The 10,443-nt window shown below is 60.0% G+C and carries 13 protein-coding genes and 2 pseudogenes; 6 read left to right on the forward strand and 9 right to left on the reverse strand.

The genetic code is table 11. The features are described from left to right. The first annotated feature begins 16 nt into the window (after window positions 1-16). From X743_RS144070 to X743_RS144055, 4 genes are all read left to right on the forward strand, one after another. A complete protein-coding gene (locus X743_RS144070) occupies window positions 17-619 on the forward strand; it encodes a general stress protein (protein WP_031258402.1) in 603 nt (200 codons plus the stop codon). Between the two features lie 129 nt (window positions 620-748). Then, a complete protein-coding gene (locus X743_RS144065; protein ID WP_031258404.1) occupies window positions 749-946 on the forward strand; it encodes a hypothetical protein in 198 nt (65 codons plus the stop codon). 252 nt (window positions 947-1,198) lie between these two features. Continuing rightward, a complete protein-coding gene (locus X743_RS144060; protein ID WP_023768160.1) occupies window positions 1,199-2,008 on the forward strand; it encodes a nucleotidyltransferase family protein in 810 nt (269 codons plus the stop codon). Beyond that, window positions 2,001-2,747: a metallophosphoesterase gene (locus tag X743_RS144055; RefSeq protein ID WP_031258405.1), complete on the forward strand. Its 747-nt coding sequence runs from the start codon at window positions 2,001-2,003 to the stop codon at window positions 2,745-2,747. The genes X743_RS144060 and X743_RS144055 overlap by 8 nt, the downstream gene beginning before the upstream one ends. A 40-nt stretch (window positions 2,748-2,787) precedes the next feature. Here the strand turns inward: X743_RS144055 and X743_RS144050 are convergent, their stop codons facing one another. The 3 genes from X743_RS144050 to X743_RS144040 form a co-directional block, all read right to left on the reverse strand. Further along, window positions 2,788-2,973: a hypothetical protein gene (locus tag X743_RS144050; protein ID WP_023768162.1), complete on the reverse strand. Its 186-nt coding sequence runs from the start codon at window positions 2,971-2,973 to the stop codon at window positions 2,788-2,790. A gap of 130 nt (window positions 2,974-3,103) precedes the next feature. After that, window positions 3,104-3,622 (reverse strand): ferritin-like domain-containing protein, encoded by a 519-nt coding sequence (locus X743_RS144045; RefSeq protein WP_023768163.1) that lies wholly within the window; start codon window positions 3,620-3,622, stop codon window positions 3,104-3,106. Between the two features lie 317 nt (window positions 3,623-3,939). Next, entirely contained in the window at window positions 3,940-4,236 is a 297-nt protein-coding gene (locus X743_RS144040; RefSeq protein ID WP_031258407.1) for a DUF1236 domain-containing protein, read from the reverse strand. Between the two features lie 179 nt (window positions 4,237-4,415). On the opposite strand from X743_RS144040, the gene X743_RS144035 reads away from it, so the two are divergent. Further along, window positions 4,416-4,847, forward strand: a complete 432-nt coding sequence (locus tag X743_RS144035; RefSeq protein WP_023768165.1) for a hypothetical protein — start codon at window positions 4,416-4,418, stop codon at window positions 4,845-4,847. Window positions 4,848-5,646: 799 nt separating this feature from the next. Here X743_RS144035 and X743_RS144025 read toward each other — a convergent pair. Continuing rightward, a complete protein-coding gene (locus X743_RS144025) occupies window positions 5,647-5,973 on the reverse strand; it encodes a hypothetical protein (protein WP_023768167.1) in 327 nt (108 codons plus the stop codon). A gap of 109 nt (window positions 5,974-6,082) precedes the next feature. Here X743_RS144025 and X743_RS1000000169995 point away from each other — a divergent pair, with 109 nt between their 5' ends. Beyond that, window positions 6,083-7,540: a hypothetical protein gene (locus tag X743_RS1000000169995; protein ID WP_023768168.1), complete on the forward strand. Its 1,458-nt coding sequence runs from the start codon at window positions 6,083-6,085 to the stop codon at window positions 7,538-7,540. Between the two features lie 272 nt (window positions 7,541-7,812). Here the strand turns inward: X743_RS1000000169995 and X743_RS0136935 are convergent. The 5 genes and pseudogenes from X743_RS0136935 to X743_RS0136940 form a co-directional block, all read right to left on the reverse strand. Further along, window positions 7,813-8,016: pseudogene (locus X743_RS0136935) on the reverse strand (DUF3363 domain-containing protein); the annotation flags it as partial. A 52-nt stretch (window positions 8,017-8,068) separates the two neighbouring features. Continuing rightward, a complete protein-coding gene (locus X743_RS144020; RefSeq protein WP_023768170.1) occupies window positions 8,069-8,707 on the reverse strand; it encodes a helix-turn-helix domain-containing protein in 639 nt (212 codons plus the stop codon). 173 nt (window positions 8,708-8,880) lie between these two features. After that, window positions 8,881-9,330 (reverse strand): pyridoxamine 5'-phosphate oxidase family protein, encoded by a 450-nt coding sequence (locus X743_RS144015; protein ID WP_023768171.1) that lies wholly within the window; start codon window positions 9,328-9,330, stop codon window positions 8,881-8,883. Window positions 9,331-9,418: 88 nt separating this feature from the next. Continuing rightward, window positions 9,419-9,853 carry a DUF2267 domain-containing protein gene (locus tag X743_RS144010; RefSeq protein WP_023768172.1) on the reverse strand — a complete coding sequence of 145 codons (435 nt, stop codon included), beginning with the start codon at window positions 9,851-9,853 and terminating at the stop codon, window positions 9,419-9,421. A 101-nt stretch (window positions 9,854-9,954) separates the two neighbouring features. Further along, window positions 9,955-10,443 (reverse strand): annotated as a pseudogene (locus tag X743_RS0136940) (aminotransferase class I/II-fold pyridoxal phosphate-dependent enzyme); the annotation flags it as partial.

A 10,443-nucleotide genomic window follows, 5' to 3' on the forward strand; every position in this document is an offset into this window, starting at 1 on the left:
GATCAGGAGAAATCAGATGAAAACGGTAACTGGATTGTTCGACAACTATGACGATGCGGCCGACGCGGTCCGCGAACTGGAAGCCACGGGCGTCCCGCATGCGAACATCAGCATCGTCGCTAACAATTCGGACGACTGGTACGATGCCGACCGTTCGGAGGCTGCCGAGGATGCTGGGGCAGGCGCTGGAATTGGAGCCGTGATCGGCGGTGCCGGCGGATTGCTGACAGGGCTGGGGGTCATGGCCATTCCGGGCATAGGACCTGTGGTCGCGGCAGGGTGGCTCGCCGCCACCGCGACCGGTGTCGTTGCCGGGGCGGTGGCCGGCGGCGCGGTCGGAGGCATTGTCGGCGGTTTGACGGGGGCCGGGGTGCCTGAAAAGGACGCACACGTATACGCAGAGGGCGTACGCCGCGGCGGCACGTTGGTTACGGCCAAAGTGGACGATGAACTCGTTGCTAACGCCGAGGAGATTCTGGGACAATCCAGATCGGTCGACCTTGCCGAACGTCGCAGGGCTTACGAGGCTGGCGGCTGGACCGGCTTCGATGCCAATGCCGGCGAATATATCCCTGACGAGACCGATCGCGACAGCGCTCGGGCGATCAATCGGCCTTGATCGGGGAGGCGTGGCTGCATTTACCGAGGACGAGGCTTCACGAAGTGTTACTGCTGGGAACATTCAGCCTTCAATTTCCTTAGATTCCCGAGGCACTTGTCGCCTCGTTGAACAGTAAGGAGAAGAACAATGCCTAACCAAGGTGGTAGTCACGAGCAGCATGTGAAGGCGGGCCAGCAGAGCCACAAGAACATGGAAAACAAAGGTCGCCAGCAGCAGCAGGCAGCTGGCGGCGATCAGCGGCAGCAGGGCGATGGGTCCGGCACCCGCGGCGGCACGCATGAACAACATGTCAAAGCCGGCCAACAGAGCCATAAGAACCGCTAGGAGCAGGAACTTCCACAGCCCACCCCGAGCGGGTGGGCTTGATCTTGTTTCTGTGACGGCATCGGCAAGCCGTTGCAGCCGAATTGCAAGGCGCGACCCCGCGTTACGCCGAAGCGACGATCAAGCGCCAGCCGAATTCCCGATATTGAACGAGCTGAAAATTCCGCCGCTCCCGGTACTGCGGAACCAGGTGGTGTTCATGTTGTTACTCAACGAGCGACTGCCGCTTGTCCGGATTCGGAGTCATCGTTCATGACCAATGATCCATTGCCTGAAAACGTTCTGGTTTCGCTTCCCAGGATCGACCCAAAGGCGGCGCCGACACTCAAGAACGCGGAGGCGGAGGTGTTCTACACGGAAGCAATCCACGAGCTTACCGCCACGGACATTCCGTTTCTGGTCGCGGGAACCTACGCGGTCAGCGCCTATACGGGCGTCATGCGGCAGACCAAGGACCTCGATATCTTCTGTAAGGCTGGCGACTATGCCCGGATCCTCGCCCATTTCAAGCAGCTTGGATATGCCGTCGAGATCGAAGATGACCGGTGGCTTGGCAAGGTGTTCAAGGGGACGCATTTCTTCGACGTCATATTCGGCTCGGCCAACGGCATGATGCCTGTTGGCGACCAGTGGCTGGAACACGCCCGCCAAACCGAGCTGCTGGGCAGCCGGGTGAGGGTAATCGGCCCGACCGAGCTCATCTGGTCCAAATGCTTCATCCAGGACAGAGGGCGGCATGATGGCGCCGACATAGCCCATACGATCCTCAAGGCGCATGACCAGGTCGATTGGCACCGGCTGCTTTCCTATCTGGAGGTTCACTGGGAGGTGCTGCTGATGCAGCTTCTCAATTTCAGATGGATCTATCCGAGCGAGCGCGACCATATTCCTGCCTGGCTGCTCGACGAGTTGCTCGACCGCCTCGCCAAGCAACGGCAGTTGCCGCCTCCAAGGATGAAGATCTGCCGTGGGCGCTTGCTTTCGCAAACCGATTACGAGATCGACGTCAAGGAGTGGGGTTTTGCCGGCGTCGGCGGCGCGGGAGAATTTCGCGATGGTTGACGACATCAAGGATTCCACGGCGGACGGCGTACGCACGCTTAGAATTGCCGCGATGGGCGACCTGCATGTCAGCGAAGATGCCCAGGCGTCATACCGCGACCTTTTCAGCGAGATATCCCGCGAAGCCGATGTTCTGGTTCTCACGGGAGACCTCACCAATCTCGGCAAGCCGCATGAAGCGGAGCTGCTGGCGGAGGATTTGCGCAACTGCTCCATCCCGGTGGTGGGAGTGCTCGGCAATCACGATTATGAGTCCGGCGCAGTGGAAGATGTCACGAATATATTGCGCCAAGCGGAGGTTCGCCTTCTCGACGGGCAGGCGATCGAAATCGAGCAGGTCGGCTTTGTTGGCGTGAAGGGCTTTGTCGGCGGCTTCGGGGCGCGCATGCTCGGCTCCTTCGGCGAGCCGGCGATCAAGGCTATGGTCGCGGAAAGCGTGAACGAGGCGATGCAACTTGAAAATGCGATGCGCCAGGTGCGCGCGAAGCGAACGTTGGTGATCCTCCACTACGCGCCCATAGCCGACACCGTCGCGGGAGAGCCGCTGGAGATATTCCCATTCCTGGGCTCTTCACGGCTGGCCGAAACGATCGATCGGTTCAAGGTCAGCGCCGTCGTGCACGGGCATGCACATCGCGGTTCTTACGAAGGTCAGACGCCCGGCGGAGCGAAGGTCTACAACGTCGCCATGCATGTCGACAAGCCGAGTGGCCGACCCTATGCCTTGCTCGAAATCTGATGCCAACGGCATGCATCTCCGACTGACATCTTGCCTGGATTCAGTCGGTCGCGTTGATCGACTTCGCCAACTCTTCTAGCTTCTTGGGGTCGTTGCCGTGACGACGCACCAGTTCGCGGGCCTGCCTGGATGGCAAATCGGTCGTCGCCGCGAGCTGCCTCACCTGCCGATCGTCGATGGCTAGCTGCGGCAATGTGTGGTCGATATCGGCTGTCTTGTCCTTCATGATGGTTCTCCTCGATCTGCTGAGGCTCGTTTCTTCCTTACGCCAGGGAGTCCTGACCCTTGACGGTGAGGCTTTGTGGCGGTGGGGCGCGAAAGTCGCCCCGGCGCTTTGGCACCGGAGCGATTTTCGGTCAGGCAGCTTGTTCCAAGGCGCGTTCATTGACGCCGCCTTCACCCAATCCGGAAAGCGCTTCGTCCGTCGCAACCTCTTCTTTCAACGTATCCTTGAGGAGCTTGACTATGTCACTTTTGCCAAGCTGTTCAGCCCACGCCACCAACGTGCCATAGCGCGCGATCTCATAGTGCTCGACGGCCTGTGCCGCGCCGACCAGTCCTGCATCCAGCGCTGGGTCGCCCTTGTACTCGTCAAGGATTTCCGATCCTTCCTCGAGAATGCCATCGATCGCCGGGCAGGTTTTGCCGCGAGCCGGTTTGTCCATAAGCTCGAACACCTGCTCGAGGCGATCGACTTGGCCTTCGGTTTCGACGCGATGTTTCTCAAAGGCCGCGGCTACGTCCTCGGACTCAGCGCCCTTTGCCATCTTGGGCAAGGCTTTGAGTATTTTCTTTTCGGCGTAGTAGATGTCCTTCAGCCCATCGAGGAACAAGGCCTCCAGTCCTTTTGTCGTCGCTCTTTTTGCAGTCGCCATGGTTCTGTCTCCCTAGGTTGTCGTGAAAGCTCACCGGTGGTGTAGCCGTGGACTAACTTTCCACGGAAGGGGTTGTTCCCTGCGCGCGACGCGGAAGGGCAGCACGTCAAAATCCGCTCGTCGAAATGGAGCTGATATCAACGACCAATGGCGATCACGGTGTGAGGTCGGCCGGCGAGGAGGCCGCAGAACAAAGGAATCGTTGCGCCACTGTGTTCGAACTCCTGCGAAAAACAAATCACGGTCGCGAGGCAGAGCTTCGCGACCGTGATTTTGCATCCGAAATCACCTCCACCAGTCGGTGGAACCGCCAGGGTTCATTGAATGACTTTCACGATCTTACGCGTGTCGGGATCGACGAGGACCGTCTGGTTGTCGACCACCACGTAGCGGTATCGAACGTCGGGGACCTCGTGAAGTTGGACGGTGTCCGGCAACGTCGAACCCACATTGAGTTCGACGCCCGGTACTTTGACCGACGCAAGCGGCTGCTTCTTCACATATTCCTTGATAACGGTTTCCTGCTCCGGCTGGATCACCACATCCTGCGCGACAACTGCGCCGGCGCCCGCCAAAAACAGTGCGGTGGCCGTTATTCCCATCAAGTATTTCATGACTGTCTCCATCGAATGTTCATCGGGGCCACGCGCGGCGGCAGGGTGCCGGCTGCGGGACCGTGCCCGAACCGCGCAAACGGGCCATCGGTTCCAATGGGTGCGGTAAATATTAGCTGCGCGTGGAACAAACGCTTGAAAGGCCAGTTCGCTTCTCGAAGGAACAATAGGAGCAGGCCATGAAACATCAGACAATCGACCAGCTGCAAGCCGTCGCCAGGATCGAACTCTCGGCGCCGCATTCCGAAATGACACGACAGCAGCGCATCGCGCGTTGGGCTGAACTTCTCGAACGGACCCCCGAGCGATGCCTCGGCGCGTTGACAGGCACCGAACATTTGCACCCGGAAGCACGGGCCATGGCGCGCTGTGAAGGATCCGCGATTACAGTTGCCTTTGAAGATCCGATCCTGCGGGAATCGGGTCTGAAGGACGACACATATGGCGAGGCAAAGCGCTTCTTCGAATTGAGCGACTGGCAACTCCACGACATCGTCTGCGATTGCCACGTCGGCGCTACCATGAAAGCGCGCTGGGCCGGCGCCCGGGTGCGCGGGACGGTCGGTGGAGCTGGCTTTTTTGCCTGGTTGTGGCAACGGATAATGCACTGATCGCGAGGGATGGCAGCAAGCCGCCTCAGCGACCCGCTGCAGTCCCGAATGCAGGATCAGTTGTTTGTCCTAGCGGTAGAGTTGGTTGGGGGTCGCTCTCCCTGCGTTCCGCAAAGCCACGGTGACGGCCTTTAGCAATGTTAGAGCCGGAAGGTCGACCCAAGGTGCGTAGGGTGGTTCGCGCGCCTAAGAACATGACGATGTTCTCGTCCATGCGGCCGGCTTGGTCGGGATCGGCCATGGCAGCCGCCTCTTTCGGAATGGAAGGTGATGCGATACATTAGCAATTCGTTAAGTGTGCCCGGAGGCCAGCCTAAGGTGAGCNTCTTTCGGAATGGAAGGTGATGCGATACATTAGCAATTCGTTAAGTGTGCCCGGAGGCCAGCCTAAGGTGAGCGTAAGGGGTGTGTCGTGGTGAGTTTCAAATCTCTGATCAAGCGGGCCGAGAACGTAGACAAGGAATTTCAGGAATTCCAATCGGACCTGGCCGAAGCAATCGAGGACTGCCTTTCGACCGATGGACAGGGTTCGGAAGGTGCGGAAGTGCCGGCAAACGAGGACACTGGCCCTGCTGAAGGCGAAAGCGACGTGCCGTCCGTAAGGTTGACACCGCACACACAGACCCGGCTTGCTGCCCTGGAGGCCGTCGCCGGGCTTTTCCGGGACGGGCAAGNTTCGGCCATGGCAGCCGCCTCTTTCGGAATGGAAGGTGATGCGATACATTAGCAATTCGTTAAGTGTGCCCGGAGGCCAGCCTAAGGTGAGCATAAGGGGTGTGTCGTGGTGAGTTTCAAATCTCTAATCAAGCGGGCCGAGAACGTAGACAAGGAATTTCAGGAATTCCAATCGGACCTGGCCGAAGCAATCGAGGACTGCCTTTCGACCGATGGGCAGGGTTCGGAAGGTGCGGAAGTGCCGGCAAACGAGGACACTGGCCCTGCTGAAGGCGAAAGCGACGCGCCGTCCGTGAGGTTGACACCGCACACACAGACCCGGCTTGCTGCCCTGGAGGCCGTCGCCGGGCTTTTCCGGGACGGGCAAGGCCACCTGGAAGAGATCGAAACCAGATTGGCCGAGATAGCCACCGCGCATCGCATGACGCGCGAGATTCTGAACGTCCTGCATCGCGATACCCTAAGGGCCAACGAGTTGGAACTGGCCAATGTCGCTTTGACCACGGAACACAAGTCCTTGTCGGAACAATTGCTCGNACCTGGAAGAGATCGAAACCAGATTGGCCGAGATAGCCACCGCGCATCGCATGACGCGCGAGATTCTGAACGTTCTGCATCGCGATACCCTGAGGGCCAACGAGTTGGAACTGGCCAATGTCGCTTTGACCACGGAACACAAGTCCTTGTCGGAACAATTGCTCGACACCGGCCGCAAGCTGCGCGAACTCGACCGTGCAGCCGAGGTCTGGCAACAGCGCGAGGCCGGCATAGTCCAGGACCGCGAGTCGCTGCGTACAGCGCTTGCGAAGGCACGGCTCGAGCTGGTGGAAATGGGCCATGAGAGTGCAAGGCGCGAAACGCAGTTCGGCGAGATCGTCAATGCCCTGACCGTCAAAACCGTGGAGGTCGACAGACGCGCAAGCGAGAACAAGCTGCTGCGCGAAAGGCAGGTCGGCCTTTCGGTCGAGCTCGAGCAGGCGCAAAAGCGGGAGACCGAGGCTCGGCATAAACTGGACGAGTTCGCGGCAACTCACGCCAACGAAAGCGCGCACATAGCCGAGCTGTTGGCGCAACTTGGCAGGCACGAGAAGGAAGGAGCCCGGCTGCAGAAGTCACTGGAGACCACGCATGCCAAGCTCGTCGAGGCAACCGAGGCGGCCCGCATCGTGGAAAGCGACAGCGCTGGCGAACGGGCGCGCGCCCACGCGGAGATGCGCGGGCTGCGTTCCGAGATAGAGGAGTTGCGATCGAGGCTGNCGCAACTTGGCAGGCACGAGAAGGAAGGAGCCCGGCTGCAGAAGTCACTGGAGACCACGCATGCCAAGCTCGCCGAGGCAACCGAGGCGGCCCGCATCGTGGAAAGCGACAGCGCTGCCGAACGGGCGCGCGCCCACGCGGAGATGCGCGGGCTGCGTTCCGAGATAGAGGAGTTGCGATCGAGGCTGGAGAAGGAAACCAACAACAGCAGCGAAACCTCCGCCGAGATCACCCTGCTCAGAACCCAGGTTAACGATTTCGCGACCGAGCGCCGGATCGCGGAGGAAAGGCTTGTCGCCCTCAAAACCGAGAGCGAAGGCGACAAGAAAAACCTGTCGGCGGTCAGCACCAACCTATCGGAGCTTTCATTGCAACTGGCTTCAGACCAGATACAGCTCGATATCCAGAGGCAGGAATGCGAAGATCTGCGCGCCGAGATCGTGACCCTTGACGCGCGCATTAAGGAATTGCTGCCCTACGAGCGGTTGCACCGAGTGACCGACGCGAGATCGCGCAAAGACGCTGTGTTGCCCACAAATGGACATATCGTCGAAGCGGCGCCGCGCGCGAGGCGCACATCCCGACGTCAGATGCGCGCTAATGCNCCACAAATGGACATATCGTCGAAGCGGCGCCGCGCGCGAGGCGCACATCCCGACGTCAGATGCGCGCTAATGCCGGGTAGCGCAACGCCCGGAACCGGTGTCGCTGCGGGAACATCGTTGCGACGAGATATGGTCGCTCGCTGGAGGCAATGCTGAATATCACGGAAGTGCCGCGACGTGCCGGCACATTCTCAGACAGTGAGAACGGCCGAAAACATTGCGAAGTTCACGCTGGCTCGGATGAGAATACGACAAGGGGCGATCGCGAGACTTTCTTGGACGGACGCGGAGCAGCCGACTGCACCCCCCGCACATGCTTTCCTGCAAGATACACCAACTATGTCGACTCCTTACCGCAACCAGTCGCATCACAAAGCACCTTGCGCCTGATGGTCGCTGCCGGACTGCCGGAATAACCGCACCATGGGCTAAATGCCGAGTCCTCGCTGCCGTCCCAACCGCCAGGACATCGATCCGCCCCGCACGATGCCGTTGACTTCGCGTCCGATCTGGCAGTCGGTGACCGGCCGCCACGGCACAAGGGTGAACTCGTGCGCCTGCTCGAGCACGGCGAACTTGCCGCTCGATAGCTGAACGGTCCCGGTGAGTTTGCTGCTGACGGTCTCGCCATCGAAGTCGAGGTGGCACGATGGTTCTGGCGTTCTGCCCAGCAGTTTTCGCGTGTCATCCACCCATTTCCAGCAGCATGTTCTGCTTCAGTATTTCGATGCTCCGCAAGCCGAGCAGGCGAATGGCGCTTTTGTCCTTCAGGCGGGTGAAGACCCGCGACACCGTCTCGATGGTGAGGCCGAGATAGTCGCCGATATCCAGTCGCGACATCGGCAACTCGATTTGACGCAGGCCACCCTGACGTCCCGCCATGTCGACCAGGAATGCTGCGACGCGTTCGATGGCATTCTGGCGGCCGAGGACCAGCAGATGCTCCTGGGCCCTGATCAAACCCTTGAGTGCAAGCGGCAGCAACTGACTGGACATATCTGCTGTTGAGGCGATCCGGAAAACGCGAATGCCGGTCGCACCGATTGCCTCGGCGAAGAAATGGTGTGTGGCATCGGCCTCGAAGCCGAAGGTTTCTCCGGCCAAATGAAAGGCGCTGATCTGCCTGCGGCCGTCAGCCAGCAGCCGGTATACACGAACGGCGCCGAATTCGACCTGGTAAAGAGGTCCGGCCTTTTCGCCTTGGGCGTAGATCTCTGTGCCGGCGGGGAAGAAGCTGACCGGCTGTGCCATGGCCCCATCGAGAAGCGCGAACGGGCTCGGCTGCGATGGCAATTCAATCTTGGCGATTTGTTGAGCGTACATGACTGTGTTCCCGGTTGTTCCGCGAAGACAGCAATCGCGCGATTCCGGGCCCGCCGAAATTCGGTTATATCCCTAAGGAAAACTACTTAGGTGTTCGCCGGGATGTCTGGGCCGTTGGTTGCGTGCGACCTGATAGTGTGCCGTTGCGCCCGATGGATGACGCCCCGAGCAAACTAGCTGTCCACTGCTTCCCGCCCCGAAACCGTGGCGACCAAAATACGGAAGAAGACGTGTGGAAGATCGGTCGCAACCTCTGATTTCTCAGGTTTGAGAGCGCCAGGCTCCCACCAATCGGCGTGCTTGCTCAGCAGCGCCCAGGCATGATCGCGCTGCACCTTGTGCCCAATCCGGTCGGGCAGTTCCTCGTAACGGCCATCGGCGACAACGCTCCTCCAGCCTCGTCCTTCGCCGTGTTCGTCAATCTGAACAGACACCAGCGGATTGGCTCGCATCCATTCGATTTTCTTGCCCGGCATGGAGAACGCGTAAAGATGAGCATCCGAATAAACGTAATGGAGGGGAACGACATAGGGCTGACCGTCCTTCGCGCATGCAAGATGGGCCACGCGGTTGGCGCCCAACAATCTGGTACATTCCAGGACGGAAAGTGTGCGGATCAGCATCGATGCGATCTCCTGTTCTTGCCTGATTTTGCATCAGAGCCAGCGATATGCCGGCCGGTCTCTAACCGCCCGGCGGTCCAGGAACCGGTCAGTCCGCTGGCCACAGCTGACGAAGCGACTTCTTCATGGACGCCCTTACCTGCACGATCTCGCCGTGCGATATATGTCGATCGAGCAGCATGAAAACCGCGTTGACCGCTACATCGAAATCCACATCTTCATCATATCCGAAGCTGTTGCGGACACTGAGAACAAAGTCGCGCTTCTTAGGACCATGGGCTGCGGCCGATGGCTTCCAGCCTTCGAAGTACATGCCGCGAACCAAGACAGGCAACTGTGCTGAAAGATCAGCCATTTCCGCTTCGGACAGCCAGTCCCGCAGCGTGTGCAGAACGCATCGCAACAGTCGGCAAGCACTTGGTTCGCTCCAGCGGAGATCCCTGGCAAGCTCCTTTACCCACTGTTGAGCCTGCTGGGCGGCGTGGTTCAAATCGCCAAAAGACGTCTGGGACATGTGGCTCATGGTCTGCTCCTTGGAGGTTTGTCGTCATCCTGGAGCTACGCCGAGATCGGCGCCTTGCGCCTGATCAATGTTTTCTCTTGGAGAGTTTTTCAAACGGGCTTTCAGCCGCCTGACTTGGGCACCAGCAGCGGCACGATCCGGTCGCTCTTGGCGACAGAAGGCCGGCCGGCGGAACCATAGGGAATGCCCAGCGCATCCCAGGTCTCGACCAGCGCATCCTGCAGTCCAGCGATCAACTCATCCGAATGGAACGGTGTCGGCGTGATGCGCAGCCNAGGTCTCGACCAGCGCATCCTGCAGTCCAGCGATCAACTCATCCGAATGGAACGGTGTCGGCGTGATGCGCAGCCGTTCCGTGCCGCGCGGCACGGTCGGGTAGTTGATCGGCTGGATGTAGATGCCGTGCACGCCAAGCAGGCGGTCGCTGGCCATCTTGCACAGTTCGGGGTCACCGACCAGCAGCGGCACGATATGGGTCGGCGATTCCACCACCGGCAATCCGGCGGCCGACAGGATCTGCTTGGTCCGGCTCGCCTGCTGCTGCTGGGCGTCGCGCTCGGCCTGCGAACCCTTGAGATGGCGGATCGAAG

Source organism: Mesorhizobium sp. LNHC232B00 (genome assembly GCF_000502435.1).
Classification (GTDB): domain Bacteria; phylum Pseudomonadota; class Alphaproteobacteria; order Rhizobiales; family Rhizobiaceae; genus Mesorhizobium; species Mesorhizobium opportunistum.